Genomic DNA, 21,572 nt, shown 5'->3' with positions numbered 1-21,572 from the left:
CGGGGGCGCCGTTATCCACAGCCTCCCGCGTGGCCGTCGGCCGGACTGGTTAGGCTCGAAGACGTGAGCAGGCTCCAGGTCGTCAGCGGCAAGGGCGGGACCGGAAAGACGACGGTCGCCGCCGCACTCGCGCTGGCCCTCGCGACCGAGGGGAAGCGGACGCTTCTCGTGGAGGTCGAGGGCCGGCAGGGCATCGCACAGCTCTTCGAGACGGAAGCGCTGCCCTATGAGGAGCGAAAGATCGCGGTCGCTCCCGGTGGCGGGGAGGTGTACGCCCTCGCCATCGATCCCGAACTGGCCCTTCTGGACTATCTCCAGATGTTCTACAAGCTCGGCGGTGCGGGCAGGGCGCTGAGGAAGCTCGGCGCGATCGACTTCGCCACCACCGTCGCGCCCGGGCTCAGGGACGTCCTGCTGACCGGCAAGGCGTGCGAGGCGGTGCGCCGCAAGGACAAGAGCGGACGCTTCGCGTACGACTACGTCGTCATGGACGCCCCGCCGACCGGCCGCATCACCCGCTTCCTCAACGTCAACGACGAAGTCGCCGGGCTCGCGAAGATCGGCCCGATACACAATCAGGCGCAGGCCGTGATGCGCGTGCTGAAGTCACCGGAGACGGCGGTGCACCTGGTCACGCTGCTGGAGGAGATGCCGGTCCAGGAGACCGCCGACGGCATCGCCGAACTCCGGGCGGCCCGGCTGCCGGTGGGCCGGGTCATCGTGAACATGGTCCGGCCCGAGGTGCTGGACGCGGCCGACCTGGAACTCGTACGGACCGTGCCTCGTTCCTCCCTTGCCCGGACGCTGTCGGCCGCGGGGCTCGGCGGGGCACGGCGGGGCGGGAACGCCGAGCGGCTGGTGGACCCGCTGCTGCAGCAGGCCGCGGAGTACGCCGAGCGCTACGCACTGGAGCAGGAGCAGCGCGCGGTCCTCGGCGAGCTGGGCCTGCCGCTGCACGAACTGCCGCTGCTCGCCGAGGGCATGGACCTCGCGGGCCTGTACGAACTCGCCACCGAGCTGCGAGAGCAGGGGATGTCATGAGTCCGGACCCGGCCGAGGCGCAGGACGCCGCCCGCCCTCACCTCTCCCCCGCGCGCGTGCTCGACATCGACTCGCTGCTGGACGACCGGCAGACCCGGATCGTGGTGTGCTGCGGCTCGGGCGGGGTCGGCAAGACGACGACCGCGGCGGCGCTGGGCCTCAGGGCCGCCGAGCGGGGCCGCAAGGTGGTCGTCCTCACCATCGACCCGGCAAGGCGCCTCGCCCAGTCGATGGGCATCGACTCCCTGGACAACGTGCCGCGGCGGGTGAAGGGCACGGAGGATCGAGGTGGGGCATCACGCACCGATTCGGCCGACGGCGACGGCGGGCGACAGGCGGGCGGCGAACTGCACGCCATGATGCTCGACATGAAGCGCACCTTCGACGAGGTCGTCGAGGCGCACGCGGACCCCGAGCGGGCGGCCGCGATCCTCGCGAACCCCTTCTACCAGTCGCTCTCGGCGGGCTTCGCGGGCACGCAGGAGTACATGGCGATGGAGAAGCTGGGCCAGCTGCGGGCGAGGGACGAGTGGGACCTGATCGTGGTCGACACCCCGCCGTCCCGCTCGGCGCTGGACTTCCTGGACGCGCCCAAGAGGCTCGGCTCCTTCCTGGACGGCCGTCTGATCCGCCTGCTGACCGCCCCCGCCAAGCTGGGCGGACGCGCCGGGATGGCCTTCCTCAACGTCGGCATGTCGATGATGACGGGCACACTGGGCAAGCTGCTGGGCGGCCAGCTGCTGAAGGACGTCCAGACGTTCGTGGCGGCGATGGACACCACCTTCGGCGGTTTCCGTACGCGCGCGGACGCCACGTACAAACTGCTGCAGGCGCCCGGTACGGCGTTCCTGGTGGTGGCGGCCCCGGAGCGGGACGCGCTGCGCGAGGCCGCGTACTTCGTGGAGCGGCTGGCCGCGGAGGACATGCCGCTGGTGGGCCTGGTGCTCAACCGGGTCCACGGCAGCGGCGCCGGCCGGCTGTCGGCCGAGCGGGCGCTCGCCGCCGCGGAGACCCTCGACCTCGCCGGGGATCCCGCCTCGGAAAATCTTGAGGAGCCCCGCATTGTGGATCAGGGGGGCGGGAAAGCTGGACTTCGTAACTCTCCCGACACGTACGACAGTTCAGAACCTCCCGCTTCGGTGACACCGGCTCCGGACGACGGCTCCCCCGCCGCCACGGACGACGACTCCCCCGCCACGGACCCGGAGCGAACCGTCGACCAGCTCACCGCAGGCCTGCTGAGGCTGCATGCCGACCGCATGCAGCTGCTCTCGCGCGAGCAGCGCACGCGTGACCGCTTCGCCGCCCGCCACCCCGAGGTGGCGGTCGTCGAGGTGCCCGCGCTCCCCGGCGACGTCCACGACCTCGCGGGCTTGCGCGACATCGGGGACCGGCTGGCGGCGGGGCGTACGGAGCTGCCGTAGCGGCAGGCGTACGGAGCTGTCGCGGCGCGACGGCTGCGGCAGGCCGTGGCAGGCCGCACTCGGGTGCAGACCACCCTCGCCCGACCGGCGTGTGCGCGCCTGGCCGATGAAGCCGCTGCCCGCCGCCGTCCACATGCCTGATGACGGGCGTTCGGACGCGCCTACCGGGCGGGTGGTGCCCAAGGCACGCGCCTGCCCGATGCTTCCCCTGGCGCCGGTCCGGCAGATGTTGTCCCAGGACACAGGTCCGACCGTTGCTTCCCGTGGCTTTCGCCCGGTCGGAGCGGTCCTGGGTTCCCTCTCGTCGAAGGGCGACGCCCTCAGCTCACCGCCGCGTAGTGCTCGTACACCTCGTCGCTGTCGAGGGGCACGATGCCGACGCCCCGCTCATACTCCAGGCGTGCGGTCTCCAGCAGCCTGCGCCACGAGGTCACGGTGGGCCGCCGGCGCAGCAGTGCGCGGCGCTCCCGCTCCGTCATGCCTCCCCACACGCCGAATTCAACGCGATTGTCCAGCGCATCCGCCAGGCATTCAGTGCGTACCGGGCATCCGGTGCACACCGCCTTGGCCCTGTTCTGCGCTGCTCCTTGAACGAACAGTTCATCCGGATCGGTAGTGCGACAGGCAGCCTGCGCACTCCAGTCGGTTACCCAGCCCATACCGGCGCCGTCCTCTCCCGAATCGAGGCTCCCCCACGGCGGCAGCGGCATATTCACCGCCGCCAGTTGAGGACGTTACGGAAGGTGGGGACAGCGCAACACCCCCTTCGGGCCCAATCTTGAATGGCCCGAACGGACTATGGGTAAGCGGCAGATCACCCGCGGGAGTGAGCTGACGACATCCGTGATCATCCCGGCAAACCGGGACAGTTATGGTGCGCTACATCGGGCACCAGGTAACACACGAGGCGGATTCGGGCACGTCCCCACCAGAAAGTCGGGGTACTTCCGGAACGATTCGGGGTCGCCGGACGTATTGATACGTGGCCGCGCTGCTGTGACAGTTGAGAGCAGCTTAGGCCAATGCCTGTACGCCTGTCCGGCGAATAGGAACGTAGGCGACCCGCTTTGCCGCGCCGTGACGCGGCCCCCATGGCGCACACGGCCTCCGCCGTGCCCGCGGCCCATGCCCTTGGCATACCGGATCCGCCCCCTGCCGGGCAGCACGCGGACATCCCGGCGGTATCGCGGACATCACGATCCGGCACCCGAACATCCCGAGGAACGGTCGCTCCATCGGAACGCTCAGGAGTACGGATTAGGCTGCCCCCATGCCAAAGAAGCGCTCGGGCAGTGGTCTGTCGGCAACACAGCAGGCCGCCAAGTTCCTCGGTGTCAGTGTGCTCGCGGGAGCCGTGATGGCGGGCATCGCGCTGCCCGCGGCCGGCGCGCTGGGCCTGGCGGCCAAGGGCTCGGTCAAGGGCTTCGACGAGATCCCGGCCAACCTCAAGAGCCCCCAGCTCAGTCAGCGCACGAACATCCTGGACAGCCAGGGCAACCAGATCGCGGCCGTCTACTCACGCGACCGTACGGTGGTGGACCTCAAGGACATCTCGCCGTACATGCAGAAGGCGATCGTCGCGATCGAGGACTCGCGCTTCTACAAGCACGGCGCGATCGACCTCAAGGGCGTGCTGCGCGCCCTGAACAAGAACGCGCAGAGCGGCGGGGTCGCCCAGGGCGCCTCCACGCTCACCCAGCAGCTGGTGAAGAACTACTTCATCGAGGAGGCCGGCGACGACCCGACGAAGGTCGCCGAGGCCACCCAGCAGACCCTCGGTCGCAAGATCCGCGAGCTGAAGTACGCGATCCAGATCGAGGAGAAGCTCGGCAAGAAGAAGATCCTCGAGAACTACCTGAACATCACCTTCTTCGGCGAACAGGCCTACGGCGTCGAGGCCGCCGCCCAGCGCTACTTCTCCAAGCACGCCAAGGACCTGACCCTGCAGGAGTCCGCGCTGCTGGCCGGCATCGTCCAGTCCCCGAGCCGCTACGACCCGGTCAACGACGAGGCCGAGGCCACCAAGCGGCGCAACACCGTCCTGCAGCGCATGGCCGAGGTCGGCGACATCTCCCAGGCGGAGGCCGACCAGGCCAAGGAGAAGCCGCTCGGCCTGCACCCCAGCCAGCCCAAGAACGGCTGCATCACCGCGATCGACGGTGCCGGCTTCTTCTGCGACTACGTGCGTGAGGTCTTCCTGACCGACCCGGTCTTCGGCAAGAGCCGGGAGGCCCGGGCGAAGCTGTGGAACCAGGGCGGTCTGACGATCCGCACGACGCTCGACCCGCAGTCGCAGAAATCGGCCCAGGCGTCCATCAAGGATCACGTCTACAAGAGCGACGCCGTGGCGACCGCCGCGACCGTCGTCGAGCCCGGCACCGGCAAGATCCTCGCCATGGGGCAGTCCCGTCCGTACGGCTTCGGCAAGGACGAGACGCAGATCAACCTGTCCGTGAACCAGAACATGGGCGGCGGCGCCGGTTACCAGCCCGGTTCGACGTTCAAGCCGATCGTGGCGGCGGCCGCCATCGAGGGCGGCAAGCCGGCGACCCAGCAGTACTCGTCGCCGTACGAGATGTACTACCCGAGCCCCGTGGCCGCGTGCGACGGCAAGACCTGGCACAACGACCCGGGCAAGCCGGCCAAGCTGACCAACGAGAACGCCTCGGAGCACGGCCCGTACGGCATGAAGGAGGCGACCGCCAAGTCGGTCAACACCTACTACGTGCAGCTGATCAGCGACATCGGCATCTGCCCCGTCACCGACATGGCCAAGAGGATGGGAGTGGAGCGCGCCGACGGCCGCAAGATCGACCAGGCCCCTTCCATCGCGCTCGGCACCCAGGAGATGTCCCCGCTGACGATGGCGAACGCCTACGCCACCTTCGCCTCGCGCGGTATGTACTGCACGCCGGTCGCCATCGAGTCGATCACCCAGCAGGTGGGCAGCGAGAAGAAGTCCCTGGAGGTGCCGAAGTCGACCTGCTCGCGCGCGATGTCGGAGAAGACCGCCGACACCGTGAGCACGATCCTGAAGGGCGTGGTCGAGGACGGCACGGGTCAGGAGGCCGGCCTCGGCAGCCGCCCGAGCGCGGGCAAGACGGGTACGACGGACAAGCGCTACGCGGCCTGGTTCGTCGGATACACCCCGAACATGGCGGGCGCGGTCTGGGTCGGCGACCCGGCGCACAAGCGGCGGATGACCAACATCACCATCGGCGGCATCCCGCACGACAAGGTCTACGGCGGTGAGGTCCCCGGACCGATCTGGCGCGACATGATGACCGGCGCCCTGGACGGCAAGCCCGCACCGGACTTCCAGCTGGTCGACATCCCCGACGACAACAAGGGGGGCGACCGGGGAAAAGGCCGGGGGGGAACGACGACGGGAACAACGGGGACAACACGGGCGGACTCATCGGGGGGCTGATCGGCGGCCTCACTGACGGAGGCACGACCGGGGACACGACCGGAGCCACCACCGGTGACACCACCGGCGGCACCTTCCCGACGCCGACGTTCTCCCTCCCGGGCAACTTCATCCAGGGACAGACGAACGGCGGGAACGGGAACGGGTTCGGTGGACGGAAGGGGTAGGCCGGCTCCGGCGGGAGACCGGTAGCGGGGGCAGAAGCCCTCGATGACTTCGTCGTGACCCAGGTCGCTACGCCACCTGGGTCACGACACCGAGGCACCCTCCGCGGTCACTACGCCGAGGCGCCCCCCGCCGCTCAGCCGGCCAGAAGCTTCTTCACCACGGCGGCGACACGGCCGCCCTCGGCCTGACCGGCCACCTTCGGGTTCACGATCTTCATCACGGCACCCATGGCCCGCGGCCCTTCGGCACCGGCCGCCTTCGCCTCCCCGACGGCCTGGGCGACGATCGCGTTCAGCTCGTCGTCGGACAGCTGCTTGGGCAGGTACGCGGCGAGGACCTCGCCCTCCGCCTTCTCCCGCTCGGCCGACTCGGCACGACCGCCCTGGGCGAAGGCGTCCGCCGCCTCGCGGCGCTTCTTCGCCTCCTTGGTGATCACCTTGAGGACCTCGTCGTCGGAGAGCTCGCGCTTCTCCTTGCCCGCGACCTCCTCCTTGGTGATGGCGGTGAGCGTCAGCCGGAGCGTCGAGGAGCGGAGCTCGTCGCGCTCCTTGATCGCGGCGTTGAGGTCATCCTGCAGCTTCGACTTGAGCGTGGTGGTCATGGCGTCGATTGTCGCAGGTACGACGGCGCGGGCGCCCGCCGATTTACCGGCCGCCGGTCTCGGGTGGTCAGCGGGGTCTGACACGATGGTCGTATGCGCGCGCGATACGGAGTACCCCTGGGAATCATGGCGGCAGGCGCCGCCGGACTGGCGTACGCGGCGGGCTTCGAGGCCCGCTCCTTCCGCCTCCGACGAGTGACGGTCCCGGTCCTCCCGCCGGGCATGCGCCCGCTGCGCGTGCTCCAGGTCTCCGACATCCACATGGTCGGCGGACAGCGCAAGAAGCGGCGCTGGCTGCAGTCGCTGGCGGGCCTGCGCCCCGACTTCGTGATCAACACCGGCGACAACCTCTCGGACTCCGAGGGCGTCCCCGAGGTCCTCGACGCCCTCGGCCCGCTGATGGAGTTCCCGGGCGCCTACGTCTTCGGCTCCAACGACTACTACGGCCCCAAACTCCGCAACCCCGCCCGCTACTTGCTGGAGAAGACCAGCGGCCGCCACGGCCTGAACGGCAACCCGCCGGCCGTCGGCGTGGTCCACAACCCCTGGGAGGACCTGCGCGACGGCTTCGACGCGGCGGGCTGGCTGAACCTGACGAACACGCGGGGCGTGCTGAAGGTCGAGGGCGTGTCGATCGAACTGACCGGCCTGGACGACCCCCACATCAAGCGCGACCGCTACGCCCGGGTGGCCGGCGGCCCCACCGGCACGTACGACTTCTCGATGGGCGTGGTCCACGCCCCCTACCTGCGCGTCCTGGACTCCTTCACGGCGGACGACTACCCCCTGGTCCTGGCCGGCCACACCCACGGCGGCCAGCTGTGCATCCCCTTCTACGGCGCCCTGGTCACCAACTGCGACCTGGACACGGACCGCGTGAAGGGCCTGTCCACACACACGGCGGAGGGCCGCACGTCCTACCTCCACGTCTCGGCGGGCTGCGGCACCAACCGGTACACCCCCGTCCGCTTCGCCTGCCCTCCGGAGGCGACACTGCTGACGCTGGTGGGGCAGGAGTAGGCCGACGGGGAGGCGCGGGCCGGGACGGGAACAGGGGAACGGGAAGCGGGCGGACGGAAGCCGTTGGCCGAAGGCCGACGTCCCCGGCAGCGAACGACACCACCCCACCCGGAGTAACCCACATAGCCCCTTTCGTCCCCTTTGCATAGCTTGAGGGCATGACCGCCCCGATACCCAGGGACATCCCGGACCTGCCCGCCATCCCGCGCCCGCCCGCCCTGCTGCCCGCCCCGGTCCCGGCCTCGGCGGTGATGGCCCCCTCCCGCCGCCCCCTGGCGGCGGTGTTCCGTTTCCTGACCGCCCTCGCGGCGGCCGCGGGCGTCGCCCTGGAACTCCTCCTGGGCACCCCCGCCCGCACCCTGAGCTACTTCAGCGTTCAGAGCACCGTCCTGCTGGCCGTGGTGATGCTGCTGTCGGCGTCCAGAGCCTGGCGGGCCCGCCGCCCGCTACCCGGGGCCGTGACAGGCGCCGCACTCCTCTACGCCGTGATCACCGCGCTGGTCTACCACCTGCTGCTGGCCCACGCGACGCCCCCGTTCCTCATGACGGACGCGACCGCGCCCCCCACGCGCTGGCACGCCCAGTGGGCGGCCCTCCAGCTCCTCCACACGGTGGTCCCCCTGGCGACCCTGCTGGACTGGCTCCTCCTCACCCCGGCCGCCCGCCTGCATCTGCGCCAGGCGACGGCCTGGCTCCTCTACCCCCTGACCTACCTGGCCTTCTATCTCACCCGAGCCACACTCCTCCCCCGGTCCGCCCCCGCCCGCTACCTCTACCCCTTCCTCGATGCCGACGCCCACGGCTACCGCAGCACCCTGGCGAACGCCCTCCTCCTGGGCCTCGCGATGTACGGCCTGGCGCTCCTCCTCATCGCCCTGGACCACACCCGTCCGACCCCGGTCCGCCGCCGCGTCTAAACCGGATTTCGTCTCCGGCCACCGGTGGGCTAAAGTAAACGACGTCGCCGCGACAAGCAGCGACATCGGGGTGTAGCGCAGCTTGGCAGCGCGCTTCGTTCGGGACGAAGAGGTCGTGGGTTCAAATCCCGCCACCCCGACACAGGCCAGAGGCCGGGCAGCGGATTCGCTGCCCGGCCTCTGGGCGTTCGTGCGGCAGCTGCTACGACTTCTGCTGAAGGATCTGCGCGTGCGCCTGCGTCACCGAGGGGCGTTCGGCCTCAGGCGTCGTCCTTGTGGGGCCCGCGCCCCTCTCGAAGACCGGGACTGGAGCTTCTTCGCACATGTGCTGAGGGCGGCGACCATGTACGAGTAGGCACGCGTGGCCCTGCTCACACACCCGAGACTTGCGCAAGACATAAACTTTTGTCGTGGAGACGACCGAGGTGACGGGCGGCTGGGAGGCCGCGGTGCTCGACGGCGGGCCCGCGGACGGGGTGCGGATGAAGGTGTCCGGCCGGCCGCGGGTGATCCAGGTGACGTACCCCTGCCAGGTGGAGGGCTCGCCGGCGGGCGTACACGCGGAAGGCGTGTATCTCTACCGCCGCGACTACACCGTGACCGATGAGCCGCTGCGGTACGGCTTCGACGTCGCCAGCCCCTGACCCGTACGGCCGGATCCCCCGGACGTGCCGCACCGCCGCGGTGGCCGCGTCGCATGACCGTCCGGCCCTGAGCGGGCCGGACGCCGGTCGTCGCCTCAGTCGTCGGAATCGGGCTTGCCGCGTGCCGCCGTGTACGCCTGGGACGGCGTCATGGAGACGCCGTTGACGCTGACCGTCTTGTAGGGGCTGACCTTGGCGCAGGTCTTGGCCTGGTCGGCGGTCTGGGCGTGGGCGCCACCGACCGCGGCCTTGGTGTCGGCGGGCGCGGGCGAGGACGAGCCGCCCGGGTAGCCGGTGCCGCTGGGCCAGTCGTCGCCGATCACCAGGGTCAGGCCCTTGCCGGTGCCCTGCTTGAGATGGGAGCCGGACAGGCCCAGGGCCTTGGCGGCCGTCTGAGCCTCAGCCTTCTGGCCGGTGCCGTACGTGAGGGTGGTGGTGCCCGCGGGGCTCGGGGCGTTGGCCGTGGTCGTCTCCGCGCTGAAGCCCTTGTCGGTGAGTGCCGTGGCGACGGCGGAGGCCCGGCCGGTGATGGCCGTGCCGTTCTCGACCGTCACGGCGATCTCGGACGCGGGTACGGCCGAGGCGGTGGCCGTCGCCTTCGCCGTCGCGGAGGCCGCCGCGGACTTCTTCCCCGAGCCGGTGGTCAGCGACTGGTCGTCGGCGATGGTGGAGAAGAGGGTCTTGGCCCCCGGGCCCACCACCACGCGGTCAGCGTTGTTCGGATCGGGAGCCGTCTGCATCGTCGTGAAGGTCATCCGCTTGGTGGGGACCTTGTTCACGTCCGACGCGAGCGAGATCAGCTTCTTCACGGTGCCCAGGCCGTCGTCCACGGTCAGCGCCTTGGTGGCGGCGTCCGCGAGGTCGTAGACCGCGCCGGGGTCGGTGAGCGTGCCCGCGCTCTTGAACTTGCGGATCATCGCGCTGAGGAAGATGTGCTGGGAGACGGTACGGCCGAGGTCGCTGCCGTCGCCGAAGCCGTGCCGGGAGCGGACGAACTCCAGGGCCGCGACGCCCTTGAGGGTGTGGGTGCCCTTGGACAGCTTCAGGTGCGAGTAGGTGTCGTACACGTTGTCGCTGACGCACACGGAGACGCCGCCGACCGCGTCGGACATCTTGACCACGCCGGAGAAGTCCAGCTTGACGAAGTGGTCGATGGGGACGCCGGTGAGCTGGTGGACGGTGGCCACCTGGCAGGCCGGGCCGTACTGGAGCGCGCTGTTGATCTGTCCGTAGTAACCGGGCGTGGACTGGCCGCTCGTGCTGTCCTTGCAGGCCGGAACGTGGGCCATGGTGTCACGGGGAATGCTCATCACCGTGGCGTTGGAGCGGTCGGCGGATATGTGCACCACCATCTCCACGTCCGCGTTGCTGCCGGTCTGCACCCCGGTCTGCGAGCAGCCGCCGCCGAGTTTGCAGTCCGCCTTGCTGGTACGGCCGTCCGAGCCCATCACCAGGATGTTGATCGGGGTACGGCCGAACGCGTCGGCCTTCTCCGTGCCGCCCTTGCCGTCCAGCGAGAAGCTCTGGATGTTGCCGTTCAGGTGCTGGTAGAACCACCAGCCGGCACCGGCCGTGAGCACGACGAGGACGGACAGACAGACCCCGATGATCTTCAGCGCCCGTTTGCCGCGTCCAGCCTGCCGGGCGCGCCGCCTCGTCCGTGTGCCGCCGCGCGAGCGGGCGGCGGCCCGGGCGGCCGCGCGGCCGCCCGGGGGGCGGCCTTCATCGGCTCCCGCCGTACGCTGTCCGGGCACCCGGGCGGTGCGGCCGCGCGTGGCCTGGCCGACCGGGCCGTCCCACGGGTCGCTCATCTCCCACTCCCCTGCAAGAACGGTCGGGCTCGGCAGGCCTGGCCGACGGATACGGCCGGGCGTGCACGGCAGTGTGCGGACAGTCGGCGGAGCAGGGCTCCGCCCGGGTTGCGTAGTTGCGCAATCTAACAAACCCCTGGCCCGAGCAGCACGGATCCACGCACGATTCATAAGTGACCCATGTCATGGAACCGAGGCCGAAGGCAGGAGCGGTGGGAGACCGGGCCACCGAGCCCGGGCCGGCCCGGCCCGCTTCTCGGCCGCGTCAGCCCACACCGACGGCCCTGCCCGCCTTGTCCCAGTTCGCATGCAGTCGCTCCAGGTACGACCTGGCCTGGCTGCCGGGGGTCGCTCCGCCGGCGAAGGCCAGCATGTCGCCCGCGCCGGTGTTGTAGCCGAGGGCCAGCAGGTCGCTCTTCGGGTACGAGGCGGACCAGTGGGCCGGCAGCCGGGCCGCCAGGTCGTGCAGGTACCAGGCTTCGGCCTCGACGGCGAGATCCCGGTCGTCGGGCAGTTCCTCCCAGCTGCGGCCGGCGAAGTCCCGGCCCTGCTTGACCTCGTCGAAGGTGGCGCGGTGCATGTCGGCGATGCCGAAGGCCGCGTCCGGCTTGAACTTCTGCCAGGCCCGCTCGAAGGCCGGGCTGTGGGGTTTGTAGGCCTCGTTGCAGAGGATCGCCATCAGGAGCTGGGCGCTGACACCGGTCTGCCGGGCCCGGGTGAGGACCTGGGAGGAGTAGTCGGCGGGGTCGTACGACGAGTCGGCGGGCGGTGAGGGGGAAGGCGCGGCGGAGCCGGGGGACGGGGTTCGCGGGGAGGCGGAGGCCTTGGCCGGGGGCGGCTTGTCGCCCTGCGGGGTGTCGGCCGCGCGCACGATGACGTACAGCGCGACGGCGAAGACCAGCACGGAGAGCCAGCGCCAACGCCTGCGGGCCCCGGAATCGGACATCTCTCGTCCTCTCTGCACACCGCACTCGGCCAGCCCTCTTGTACAGCAGGACGGCTAAGAGCCGTGTGAGGCGGTGCCGCGCGTGTCCGGCGCGCCCTGTTCCCCCGCACGCTCCGTGTCCCGTGCCTCCCGGCGTCGTTCGTACGCCTTCCCTGCCGCGAGGAGACCCGCGGCGTACAGGGCGAGGACGGCGGTGAGCAGGACGTAGTACACGACGGGGAGGGCGGTCAGGCCGAGTGCCGGGCCGAGCGGCGACGGCGGGAGGGTCAGGCCGATCACGGCCAGGCCGATCGCCGCCCGGGTGACCGGGCCGGGCCCGCGGCCCGCCGCGACGGGGGTTCCCTCGCTCGGACGAAGCCGGGAGCGGGGGACGTGACCCACCCGCAGCAGGACCATCACCAGTGCCTGGGTGAGCAGGTTCTCGGTGAACCAGCCGGAGTGGAACACCGCCTCGTCGTCCCCGGTCCCGGGCCCGTGCAGGGCGAGCGCGAGGACGCCGAAGGTGGCCAGGTCGGCGACGGCGTTGAGCACGCCGAACCCGGTGATGAAACGCAGCAGGCCGCGCGGGCGCAGCAGCGTGGGCCGGCGCAGCACGAAAGGGTGGGGCCGGTCGTGGGCGAAGGCGAGCTGGGCCGCGTCGAAGCACAGGTTCTGGGCGAGGACCTGTGCCGGGAGCATCGGCAGGAAGGGCAGCAGCAGGCCCGCGGCGAGCATCGCGATGACGTTGCCGAGGTTGGAGGAGAGCGTGATGCGCAGGTACGTGGCGATGTTGCCGCCCGCGTGCCGGCCGGCGGCGATGGCGTGCGTGATCGCGATGAGGTCCTTCTCGGCGAGCACCACGTCGGCACCCTCCCGGGCCACGTCGGCGGCGTCGCGCGGGGCGATGCCGACGTCGGCGGCGCGCAGGGCGGGCAGGTCGTTGACGCCGTCGCCGAGGAAGCCCACCGTCAGCCCGGCGCCGCGCAGGGCCCGGGTGATCCGGGCCTTGTGGTCGGGGGTGCAGCGGGCGAAGACGGCCGTACCGACGGCCAGTTCGGACAGTTCGGCGTCGGTGAGGGTGTCGATGACGTCGGCGTCGACGACGCCGTCGCCCGGCACGGGGATGCCGAGGTCGCGGCAGGCGCGGACGGCGGTGCCCGGGTGGTCGCCGGTGAGGACCTTGACGGCGACGTCCTGGCCGGCCAGGACGTGCAGCGCGTCGGCGGCGGTCGGCGCGAGCGCGTCCCTCAGGGTGATCAGACCGCGGAAGTCGAGGCCGCGTTCGTCGGCCGGGGTGTAGGCGCGCTGCCGCGCCGGGCGTTCGGCGGTGGCGATCGCGAGGACGCGCAGTCCGTCGTCGGTCAGGCCGGTGGCGAGCGCCCGCAGACGTGCCCGCTCGTCGTCCGTGAGCGCGCAGCGCTCCAGTACGGCCTGTACGTCTCCCTTGGCGACCAGCGTGTGCGTGCCGAGGCGCCCGGGGGTGCGGACCACGGCGGTGGCGAGGCGGCGCAGCGGGTCGAAGGGAACGGCCGCGGCGCCGTCGTAGGCCGCCGGCTCCCGCTCGTCGGCGGCGTCCAGGATCGCCTCGTCGAGGGCGTCGGGGGCCGGCAGGTCGGCGAGTTGCAGGGTCCACCACGCGTTGACGGCGGCCCAGTGCAGGATCTCGGGGTCGTCCTCGCCGTCGGGGCCGAGGGCGCGGTCCACGACCGGCCGGTCCTGGGTGAGGGTGCCGGTCTTGTCCAGGCACAGCACGTCGACGGCGCCGATGTCGTGCAGCGCGGGCAGCCGTTTGACGATCACTCCGTGGGTGCGGGCCAGCAGGGCCGCCCCGCGGGCCAGACAGGTGGTGACGAGCACCGGCAGCATCTCGGGCGTCAGCCCGACGGCAACGGCGACGGCGAACGGGAGCGTCTCCAGGCCGCGTCCGCGCAGCGCCGCGCCCGCCATGAGGACCAGCGGCGGGGTCAGCAGCATGAACCGGATCAGGATCCAGGAGACGCCGTGCACGGAGCGGTCGAAGGCGCTCGGGTCCTGCCGCTCTTCGCCGCGGCCGTGGGCCGCGGCGAACCGGGTCCGCGCGCCGGTCGCGGTGACCACGGCGGTGGCGCTGCCACAGGCGACGCTGCTGCCCTGGAAGCAGCACTGCGGGTGCTCGAACGCGGCGGCACCGGCGACGGGAGGTACGGCGTCGGCGGCCGAAGGCAGGGCGTCGACGGTCTTCGCGACGGGAGCCGACTCCCCCGTCAGCGCGGACTGATGCACGGTCAGGCCGCTCGCCCGCAGCAGTCGTACGTCCGCCGGCACCAGGTCGCCGGGGCCGAGCCGGACCACGTCCCCCGGGACCAGTTCGCCCACCGGGAGTTCCCGCGGTACCGGCGCGGCGTCCTCGTCGGCGCGGCGCAGCACCGTGGCGGTGGTGGCGACCAGTTCCCGCAGCGCGGCCGTGGACCGGTCGGCGCGGTGCTCCCCGGTCGCCCGCAGCACACAGCTCACCGCGACCAGGAGGAGGATCACCGCGGCGGTCCCCCAGGCGAAGACGGCCGCCGACACCAGCCCTAGGCAGAGCAGGACCGCGGTGAAGGGGTCGCGCAGGCTGCGCAGGAACAGCCGTGGCCAGGATGCCTCGCGCCGGTCCGGGAGGCCGTTCTCGCCGAACCGGGCCAGCCGTTCCTCGGCCTGGCCCTCCGTCAGGCCGCGGGGACCGGTGTCCAGTTCGCGCAGGACTTCGAGCACGGTCGGCGCGGTCGGTGTGGGCCTGGACCCCTCGGCGGCGGCCCGGCCGTCGCCGGGACCCGCCGCGTCGCCGGGAGCCGGCGCTCGCGCGTTCCGTCCCGAGGCCGCGGTGGTCTCAGCCACCGATCCGGCGCAGCCGGTGCACCTCGGCGGGGGTCTGCTGCGCACGCGCGGTCAGCTGGACCAGCATCACCCGCACCAGCGTCACCACATCGGGATCGTCGATGTAGTAGACCTGCCGCCGGCCCTCCCGCCGGGAGCGTACGAGCCCGGCGAGCTTCAGCTTGGCCAGGTGCTGGCTGACCGCGGGCAGCGCGCCGCCCACCCGGTCGGCGAGGTGCGTGACATCGCACTCGCCCTGCGACAGGGCCCACATCAGGTGCAGCCGGGAGGAGGAGGCGAGCAGTCCGAACGCGGCGGCGGCCGCCGCCAGCACCTCGGCCGACGGGTCCTCGAAGCCACCGGCGATCTCCTTCACAGCCCTCTCCCGTCCCGCCCCGTTCACAGCCGACGCACACGCGCTCGCCCATGGTAAGGGCCCCTTACCCGCCGGCCGTGCGCCGACGGATCGACGCGTCGGTCCGCGTGGTGATGTCTTGAGCAGGTGACAGAACCTCTACGGGACATCACCAGAGGGCACGGGATCCTCGCCCGGAACCGCCCACTGTCCCTACGCTTGCGCAAACAGGCAATACCCGACTGGAGGACAACACCGTGGGCATCATCGGCTGGATCATCCTCGGCCTGCTCGCCGGAGGCATCGCCAAGATGCTGCTGCCGGGCCGCGACCCGGGCGGACTGATCGGCACCACCCTCATCGGTGTCGCCGGTTCCTTCATCGGCGGCTGGCTCTCCTCCCGCTTCCTCGACCGCCCGGTGGAGAAGCACTTCTTCGACCTCTACACCTGGGGTGCGGCGATCGCCGGCTCACTGGTGCTGCTCATCGGCTACCGCATCCTGTTCGGCAACTCCCGCGACTGACCCTCGCCCCGGTCCCTGCCCATGAGTGCTTCCTCCAGCCGGCCGAGCAGGAAGGGCACGACGCCGCGCTCCAGCAAGGCCAGTTCCCACGCCTCCCGCGCGCTCGCCGCGTCCGCGACGGTGTCGGCGTCGGGCGAGGCGCCGTCCTCGCCTGCGCAGCGGGGGCGCCGCGCCGTCACCAGCAGCCGGAGCACCGGCTTGGCCGCGGCCAGCAACGGCAGGACGAGCGCCCCCGTGCCGCGCGCCGGGGCCGCCTCGCGCGCGCCCTCCGCCGGGCCGCCCGGTCCGGTCGCCGCGGACCGGGCCCGGAGGTAGGCCTGGTACTCGACGGCCACCGCCGCGGTGATCGCCGTACGCGCCCGCAGCGCACGGGTGCGGAGCTGTTCCCGGCTGAACGCTCCGCCGGCCCGGTCGAGGGCGTCCAGCACCTGCCGGGAGTCCAGAGCCTGATCGAGCACGCGCTCGAAGACCACGCCGATCTCCCTTGCCGACGGCTCGGGCTGCGTCATGTGTCCCCCGGGTGAAGAAGACCTCGCGGCGCGCGTGGTGCTTGCGGAACAACCGCACCGAACTGCGGTCGAGGAGTGGTGAGTCTAATAGTTCCTGAATTGCGCAACCTTTAAAGACTCACACCGCGGAGGCCACACTCCCGGCGGCATCGAGCGCCTCCGGGTTGACGTACCGACGGCGGCCGGCGGTGATCAGACCCGGGCCGGACGCAGCTCGCGCAGGATGCGGGCCAGGTCGTCCGGCGCGGCCGCCAGGCGCACCGGGTGGCCCGCGTCCTCGAGTTCGGCGATGTGCCAGCTTCTGGGAACGATGTCGCCGTCGCCGCCCCGGGCGCGCCGCACGGCCTTGACGGTGAGGCGCTCCACCGGGATCCGCTTCGCCGCGAAGCGGCCCGGGCCCGCGTGGGGCGTCACCGCGAGCGGGCCGTCCCCGAGGACGATGTGGGTGCCGAAGCCGTGCGGGTTGTAGTCGGTGGGTTCCAGGAAGCGGGCGGGCAGAAACACCTCGCCCTCCTCGGACTGTTCGGCCGCCTTCGCCCTCTCGGGCCGCTCGGCCGCTTCGGCCTCCTCGGGCGTGCGGACGCGGGTGGCGCGCCAGGCCAGGATCAGCAGGGCCAGGGTGACCAGCGAGCCCGCGGCCGCCCAGGCGATCGGCACCGGTGAGGAGAGCGGGGTCGTGGGGTGGACGTAGCACAGCGGCAACAGCCACAGGGCGGTGACGGCCAGCGCGCCCGCGAACGGCAGGGCCGACGGGAGGAGTTCGTCGGCGGGCAGCCGCCGCCCGTGCCGCAGCCGCAGCGCCACCCGCGCGCCCGGGTAGGCCCCGGCCAGGGCCAGTACGGCGGCGATGACCGCCTGGGAGCCCGGGGTGGTGACGTGCTCGTGCCAGACGTGGCCCTCGCCCGCCACCTTCATCACCTGGCCGCGCCAGACGGTCAGTCCGACGTGGTCGCCGGCCCGGAAGTCCTGGGCGGCCTCGGGCGTGACCTCCAGCCGGGCCAGCGGGCGGCCGTCGGTGAAGTAGAGCCAGCTGCGCTGCCTGGGCTGGCGTGCCTCCGTGCGCGCGATCACGGCCTGGACGGTGCTCGTGCAGTCGTCGCGGCCCTCCGCGGGCGTCACGGCCGTGCAGGGTACGGCCGTCCGCCACGCCCGCGCGTCCGACGCGGTGTCCGGTACGAACCACGCGGCCAGGCCCGCGCACGCGAGCAGCAGCACGCACACGCACAACGCCCCGATCCAGCCACCGCCGGCCGTGCGGCGGGAGGCGACGGGTGAAGAGTGCTCACGGCGGGGACGGCCGGTCATGTGCGAAGGGGCTGTCACGTACGGATCCTGCACCACCGGTGCCACCGGTTCCTGTGCGGGTCCCGGCAGTCTGCGAGCGGTCCGCGTTGCCGGGACTCGACCCTCGTACCGCTCCCGCTCACATCCTCGCCGTCGCGGACACCCCCTGCTGCGCGCCCGCCCGGACGCTTCCCGACCTCGGCAGGGTCAGCACCATGGTGAGGCCGCCGCCCGGGGTGTCCTCGGCGGACAGGGTGCCGCCGATGGCCTCCGCGAAGCCGCGGGCCACCGCGAGGCCGAGGCCGACCCCGGCGCCGCGGGGCGAGTCGCCGTAGCGCTGGAAGGGTTCGAAGATGCGGGACTTGGCCTCGTCCGGCACGCCGGGGCCGCGGTCCACCACCCGCACCTCCACCCGGTCGGCGACGGCGCTGGCCGCGACCAGGACGCGCTCGCCCGCCGGGCTGTACTTGACCGCGTTCTCCACGACGTTGGCGACCGACCGCTCCAGCAGGCCCCGGTCGACGTCGACCATGGGGAGGGTCTCCGGGACATCCAGGTCGACGCTGTCCTCGGGGACGCCGCCGAGCGCCATCGGGATCACCTCGTCCAGGTCGGTCTCGCGGATGATCGGCGTGACCGTGCCGGTCTGCAGGCGGGACATGTCGAGCAGGTTGCCCACGAGGTGGTCGAGCCGGTCGGCGCCCTCCTCGATGGCCGCGAGGAGTTCGGCCTGGTCGGTCTCGGTCCATTCGACGTCGTCCGAGCGCAGGGAGGTGACCGCGGCCTTGATACCGGCCAGCGGGGTGCGCAGGTCGTGGCTGACGGCGGCGAGCAGGGCGGTCCTTATGCGGTTGCCCTCGGCCAGTTCCTTGGCCTGGTCCGCCTCCTGCCGCAGGCGCTGACGGTCCAGCACCACCGCGGCCTGGGCGGCGAAGGCGGCGAGCACCCGGCGGTCCTCGGCGGGCAGCACCCGCCCGGACAGGGCGAGCGACAGACGGTCGCCGACCGGTACGTCGACGTCCGCGTCCTCGGGCGTGGCACAGGGACGCGGACCCACGCTGCCCGCGCAGGTCCAGGGCGCCACGTCGCCGGCGCGCTCCAGCAGGGCCGCCGACTCCATGCCGAAGGTCTCCCGGACCCGCTCCAGCAGCTCTTCCAGGCCGGTCTCGCCGCGCAGCACGTTCCCGGCGAGGAAGGAGAGGATCTCGGACTCGGCGCGCAGCCGGGCCGCCTGGTGGGTGCGGCGGGCGGCCAGGTCCACCACCGACGCGACGGACACGGCGACCCCGACGAAGATCGCGATGGCGACGATGTTCCTCGGGTCGGCGATCGTCAGGGTGTGCACCGGTGGGGTGAAGTACCAGTTGAGCAGCAGGGATCCGACCACGGCCGAGGCCAGGGCCGGAAAGAGACCGCCCAGCAGCGCCGCCGCCACCGTCATCGTCAGGAACAGCAGCATGTCGTTGGCCAGCCCGACCTCGGGCACCACGCTGCTCAGCAGCCAGGTCAGCAGCACGGGTCCGGCGATCCCGGCCAGCCAGCCCCAGACGATCCGGGCTCTGCCGAGGCGCGCGCCCCGGGCGACGGGCAGCCCGCGGCCCTTGCCCGCCTCGTCGTGGGTGATGAGGTGGACGTCGAGGTCGGGGCCGGATTCCACGGCCACCGTGGCGCCGACACCGGGTCCGAAGACGTACTGCCAGGCCTTGCGGCGGGAGACACCGAGCACGATCTGGGTGGCGTTGACGCCGCGCGCGAAGTCGAGCAGCGCGGCCGGTATGTCGTCCCCGACGACGTGGTGGAAGGTGCCGCCGAGGTCCTCCACGAGGGTGCGCTGGACGGCCAGCTCCTTCGGGGAGGCCGAGGTCAGCCCGTCGCTGCGGGCGATGTAGACGGCCATGACCTCGCCGCCGGCGCCCTTCTCGGCCAGCCGGGCGGCACGTCGTATCAGGGTGCGGCCCTCGGGGCCGCCGGTCAGGCCGACGACGATCCGCTCGCGCGAGCCCCAGATCTTCGAGACCCGGTGTTCGCTGCGGTACTCGGTCAGGTACTCGTCGACCCGGTCGGCCACCCACAGCAGCGCCAGCTCGCGCAGCGCGGTCAGATTGCCGGGCCGGAAGTAGTTGGACAGGGCCGCGTCGACCTTGTCCGGCTTGTAGATGTTGCCGTGCGCCATCCGGCGGCGCAGCGCCTGTGGCGACATGTCGACCAGCTCGATCTGGTCGGCCCGCCGCACGACCTCGTCGGGGACGGTCTCCTGCTGCCGGATGCCGGTGATGGACTCCACGACGTCCCCGAGGGACTCCAGATGCTGGATGTTGACGGCGGAGACGACGTCGATCCCGGCCGCGAGCAGCTCCTCCACGTCCTGCCAGCGCTTGGCGTTGCGGGAGCCGGGGATGTTGGTGTGCGCCAGCTCGTCGACGAGGGCCACCCGGGGGCGGCGCGCGAGCACCGCGTCCACGTCCATCTCGGCGAAGGTGCCGCCCCGGTACTCGATCTCCTTGGAGGGCACCTGTTCCAGGCCGTGCAGCATCACCTCGGTGCGCGGCCGGTGGTGGTGTTCCACGAACGCCACCACACAGTCGGTCCCCCGCTCGGTGCGGCGGTGTGCCTCGGACAGCATGGCGTAGGTCTTGCCCACGCCGGGCGCCGCGCCGAGGTAGATCCGGAGCTTGCCTCGTGCCATGGTCACCCTTCGAAGCGGTAGCCCATGCCGGGCTCGGTGATGAGGTACCGGGGGCTCGACGGATCGGCTTCCAGCTTCCGCCGCAACTGGGCCATGTAGACCCGGAGATAGTTGGTCTTGTTGCTCTGGGAGACCCCCCAGACTTCCTGGAGCAGCTGTTTCTGGGTGATCAGACGGCCGGGGTGGGTGACGAGTATCTCCAGCAGGTGCCACTCGGTCGGGGTGAGGCGGACGTCACGGCCGTCCCGTACGACCTTCTTGGCCAGCAGGTCGATGGTGAACCCGTCCGTGTTCACCAGCGTGGTCTCCGGCACCAGCGGCAGGTCCTCGGTGCGGCGGACGGCCGCACGCAGCCGGGCCAGCAACTCGTCCATGCTGAACGGCTTGGTGATGTAGTCGTCGGCACCGGCATCGAGCGCCGCGACCTTCTCGTCGGACGCCTGACGGGCCGACAGCACCAGGATCGGCACCCTGCTCCACCCCCGCAGGCCCTTGATGACGTCGACGCCGTCCATATCGGGCAGGCCGAGGTCGAGCAGGACCACATCGGGCTGACGGGCCGCCGCGAGCCGCAGCGCCGTGGCGCCGTCGGGCGCCGCGTCGACCCCGTACCGGCGGGCCTGCAGGTTGATCACGAGGGCCCTTACGAGCTGCGGGTCGTCCTCCACGACGAGCACCCGGGTCATGGGTGTGTGCCTCTCCTGTCATGACGGTGGGAGTTGGCACCCCGAGGTGCCAACTCCCGTTGCGAATCGCGTAAGACGGTCACTTCTTCGCCGCGAGGTCCTTGAGCGCGATGTTGAGTTCGAGCACGTTCACGCGGGGCTCCCCCATGAAGCCGAGCGCGCGGGCGCTGGTGTGGTCCTTGACCAGCTCCTCGATCGCGGTCACGGACAGACCGTTCCTCTCCGCGACCCGGTGGACCTGGAGGTCGGCGTACTGCGGGGAGATGTCCGGGTCCAGGCCGGAGCCCGAGGAGGTGACCGCGTCGGCGGGCACGTCGGACGGCTTCACGGTGTAACCGGCAACGGAGTTGTCCTTGACCACCTTGGCCTTGGCGTCCTCGACCTGCTTGACGAGCACCTTGCTGTCCGCGGACAGGTTGGTGGCGCCCGAAAGGATCAGCTTGTACCGCGTGTTGATGCTGTTCGCGCCGAGACCGTTCGCCGGGCGGGGCTGGAAGTACTTGAGGCTGTACCCCTGTTGCCCGATCAGGGACGAGCCGACGACCTTGCCGTCCGCCTTGATCTCGGAGCCGTTCGCCTTGTCGTGGAACGCCGCCTGGGCGATGCCGGTGACGACCAGCGGGTAGATGACGCCGGTCACCAGGGTCAGCACGAGCAGGGCCCGCAGGCCCGCCCCCAGCAACCGGACGGTGTTCACAAAGGAGTTGTTCAT

16 protein-coding genes, 1 tRNA gene and 2 pseudogenes are annotated in these 21,572 nt (G+C 71.5%); 8 read left to right on the top strand and 11 right to left on the bottom strand.

Annotation, left to right across the window (positions count from 1 at the left end; translation table 11 throughout):
- Positions 1-63: 63 nt before the first annotated feature.
- Entirely contained in the window at positions 64-1,041 is a 978-nt protein-coding gene (gene bagA, locus AVL59_RS02290) for an ATPase BagA (protein WP_067299536.1), read from the top strand.
- Positions 1,038-2,465 (top strand): ATPase BagB, encoded by a 1,428-nt coding sequence (gene bagB / locus AVL59_RS02285; protein ID WP_067299535.1) that lies wholly within the window; start codon positions 1,038-1,040, stop codon positions 2,463-2,465. Before bagA ends, bagB begins: the two co-directional genes overlap by 4 nt.
- A gap of 320 nt (positions 2,466-2,785) precedes the next feature.
- Here bagB and wblA read toward each other — a convergent pair whose 3' ends face one another.
- Positions 2,786-3,124 (bottom strand): transcriptional regulator WblA, encoded by a 339-nt coding sequence (gene wblA, locus AVL59_RS02280; RefSeq protein ID WP_023547781.1) that lies wholly within the window; start codon positions 3,122-3,124, stop codon positions 2,786-2,788.
- 611 nt (positions 3,125-3,735) lie between these two features.
- Here wblA and AVL59_RS02275 point away from each other — a divergent pair.
- Positions 3,736-6,062: pseudogene (locus tag AVL59_RS02275) on the top strand (transglycosylase domain-containing protein).
- Positions 6,063-6,196: 134 nt separating this feature from the next.
- Here the strand turns inward: AVL59_RS02275 and AVL59_RS02270 are convergent.
- Positions 6,197-6,664 (bottom strand): GatB/YqeY domain-containing protein, encoded by a 468-nt coding sequence (locus tag AVL59_RS02270; RefSeq protein ID WP_067299534.1) that lies wholly within the window; start codon positions 6,662-6,664, stop codon positions 6,197-6,199.
- A 93-nt stretch (positions 6,665-6,757) separates the two neighbouring features.
- Here AVL59_RS02270 and AVL59_RS02265 point away from each other — a divergent pair, with 93 nt between their 5' ends.
- The 4 genes from AVL59_RS02265 (at position 6,758) to AVL59_RS02250 (ending at position 9,245) form a co-directional block, all read left to right on the top strand.
- Positions 6,758-7,684, top strand: a complete 927-nt coding sequence (locus tag AVL59_RS02265) for a metallophosphoesterase (protein WP_067299533.1) — start codon at positions 6,758-6,760, stop codon at positions 7,682-7,684.
- A 158-nt stretch (positions 7,685-7,842) separates the two neighbouring features.
- Entirely contained in the window at positions 7,843-8,601 is a 759-nt protein-coding gene (locus AVL59_RS02260; protein WP_067299532.1) for a Pr6Pr family membrane protein, read from the top strand.
- Between the two features lie 66 nt (positions 8,602-8,667).
- Positions 8,668-8,741 (top strand) — tRNA-Pro (locus AVL59_RS02255).
- Positions 8,742-9,011: 270 nt separating this feature from the next.
- The gene (locus AVL59_RS02250) at positions 9,012-9,245 is read left to right on the top strand and encodes a hypothetical protein (RefSeq protein WP_067299531.1); all 234 of its coding nucleotides are present in this window, start codon (positions 9,012-9,014) and stop codon (positions 9,243-9,245) included.
- Positions 9,246-9,340: 95 nt separating this feature from the next.
- On the opposite strand, the gene AVL59_RS02245 is transcribed toward AVL59_RS02250, so the two are convergent.
- The 4 genes from AVL59_RS02245 to AVL59_RS02230 all read right to left on the bottom strand — a co-directional run bounded on the left by AVL59_RS02245 (position 9,341) and on the right by AVL59_RS02230 (position 15,192).
- Positions 9,341-11,056: an LCP family protein gene (locus AVL59_RS02245; protein WP_208870292.1), complete on the bottom strand. Its 1,716-nt coding sequence runs from the start codon at positions 11,054-11,056 to the stop codon at positions 9,341-9,343.
- 265 nt (positions 11,057-11,321) lie between these two features.
- Positions 11,322-12,002, bottom strand: coding sequence for a hypothetical protein (locus AVL59_RS02240; protein WP_067299530.1), 681 nt, complete (start codon positions 12,000-12,002; stop codon positions 11,322-11,324).
- Positions 12,003-12,056: 54 nt separating this feature from the next.
- Positions 12,057-14,837, bottom strand: a complete 2,781-nt coding sequence (gene mgtA, locus AVL59_RS02235; protein WP_079146490.1) for a magnesium-translocating P-type ATPase — start codon at positions 14,835-14,837, stop codon at positions 12,057-12,059.
- Positions 14,830-15,192 (bottom strand): ArsR/SmtB family transcription factor, encoded by a 363-nt coding sequence (locus AVL59_RS02230; protein WP_067299529.1) that lies wholly within the window; start codon positions 15,190-15,192, stop codon positions 14,830-14,832. Before AVL59_RS02230 ends, mgtA begins: the two co-directional genes overlap by 8 nt.
- A 236-nt stretch (positions 15,193-15,428) precedes the next feature.
- On the opposite strand from AVL59_RS02230, the gene AVL59_RS02225 reads away from it, so the two are divergent.
- On the top strand, positions 15,429-15,695 hold the full coding sequence (locus AVL59_RS02225; protein ID WP_067299528.1) for a GlsB/YeaQ/YmgE family stress response membrane protein: 267 nt from the start codon (positions 15,429-15,431) through the stop codon (positions 15,693-15,695).
- On the opposite strand, the gene AVL59_RS02220 is transcribed toward AVL59_RS02225, so the two are convergent.
- From AVL59_RS02220 to AVL59_RS02200, 5 genes and pseudogenes are all read right to left on the bottom strand, one after another.
- Positions 15,662-16,204 (bottom strand): hypothetical protein, encoded by a 543-nt coding sequence (locus AVL59_RS02220; RefSeq protein WP_159399859.1) that lies wholly within the window; start codon positions 16,202-16,204, stop codon positions 15,662-15,664. The genes AVL59_RS02225 and AVL59_RS02220 overlap by 34 nt on opposite strands.
- 192 nt (positions 16,205-16,396) lie before the next feature.
- Positions 16,397-17,503, bottom strand: a pseudogene (locus AVL59_RS02215) (PH domain-containing protein); the annotation flags it as partial.
- 124 nt (positions 17,504-17,627) lie between these two features.
- The gene (locus AVL59_RS02210; protein WP_067299525.1) at positions 17,628-20,174 is read right to left on the bottom strand and encodes a sensor histidine kinase; all 2,547 of its coding nucleotides are present in this window, start codon (positions 20,172-20,174) and stop codon (positions 17,628-17,630) included.
- A 2-nt stretch (positions 20,175-20,176) separates the two neighbouring features.
- Entirely contained in the window at positions 20,177-20,860 is a 684-nt protein-coding gene (locus tag AVL59_RS02205) for a response regulator (RefSeq protein ID WP_067299524.1), read from the bottom strand.
- A 79-nt stretch (positions 20,861-20,939) separates the two neighbouring features.
- The gene (locus AVL59_RS02200; RefSeq protein WP_067299523.1) at positions 20,940-21,572 is read right to left on the bottom strand and encodes a potassium-transporting ATPase subunit C; all 633 of its coding nucleotides are present in this window, start codon (positions 21,570-21,572) and stop codon (positions 20,940-20,942) included.

It is taken from the genome of Streptomyces griseochromogenes (assembly GCF_001542625.1).
In the GTDB taxonomy this organism is placed as follows: Bacteria; Actinomycetota; Actinomycetes; order Streptomycetales; family Streptomycetaceae; genus Streptomyces; species Streptomyces griseochromogenes.
Note: the sequence above shows the minus strand (reverse complement) of the source record. Positions and strands in the feature narration are given on the sequence as shown.

What these genes read in the sequence shown, in the direction of transcription:
- AVL59_RS02260 (WP_067299532.1), top strand. Translation starts at nt 7,843, where the DNA reads ATGACCGCCCCGATACCCAGGGACATCCCGGACCTGCCCGCCATCCCG.
- AVL59_RS02205 (WP_067299524.1), bottom strand. Translation starts at nt 20,860, where the DNA reads ATGACCCGGGTGCTCGTCGTGGAGGACGACCCGCAGCTCGTAAGGGCC.
- AVL59_RS02220 (WP_159399859.1), bottom strand. Translation starts at nt 16,204, where the DNA reads ATGACGCAGCCCGAGCCGTCGGCAAGGGAGATCGGCGTGGTCTTCGAG.
- AVL59_RS02245 (WP_208870292.1), bottom strand. Translation starts at nt 11,056, where the DNA reads ATGAGCGACCCGTGGGACGGCCCGGTCGGCCAGGCCACGCGCGGCCGC.
- AVL59_RS02265 (WP_067299533.1), top strand. Translation starts at nt 6,758, where the DNA reads ATGCGCGCGCGATACGGAGTACCCCTGGGAATCATGGCGGCAGGCGCC.
- AVL59_RS02240 (WP_067299530.1), bottom strand. Translation starts at nt 12,002, where the DNA reads ATGTCCGATTCCGGGGCCCGCAGGCGTTGGCGCTGGCTCTCCGTGCTG.
- bagB (WP_067299535.1), top strand. Translation starts at nt 1,038, where the DNA reads ATGAGTCCGGACCCGGCCGAGGCGCAGGACGCCGCCCGCCCTCACCTC.
- wblA (WP_023547781.1), bottom strand. Translation starts at nt 3,124, where the DNA reads ATGGGCTGGGTAACCGACTGGAGTGCGCAGGCTGCCTGTCGCACTACC.
- AVL59_RS02270 (WP_067299534.1), bottom strand. Translation starts at nt 6,664, where the DNA reads ATGACCACCACGCTCAAGTCGAAGCTGCAGGATGACCTCAACGCCGCG.
- AVL59_RS02200 (WP_067299523.1), bottom strand. Translation starts at nt 21,572, where the DNA reads ATGAACAACTCCTTTGTGAACACCGTCCGGTTGCTGGGGGCGGGCCTG.
- AVL59_RS02210 (WP_067299525.1), bottom strand. Translation starts at nt 20,174, where the DNA reads ATGGCACGAGGCAAGCTCCGGATCTACCTCGGCGCGGCGCCCGGCGTG.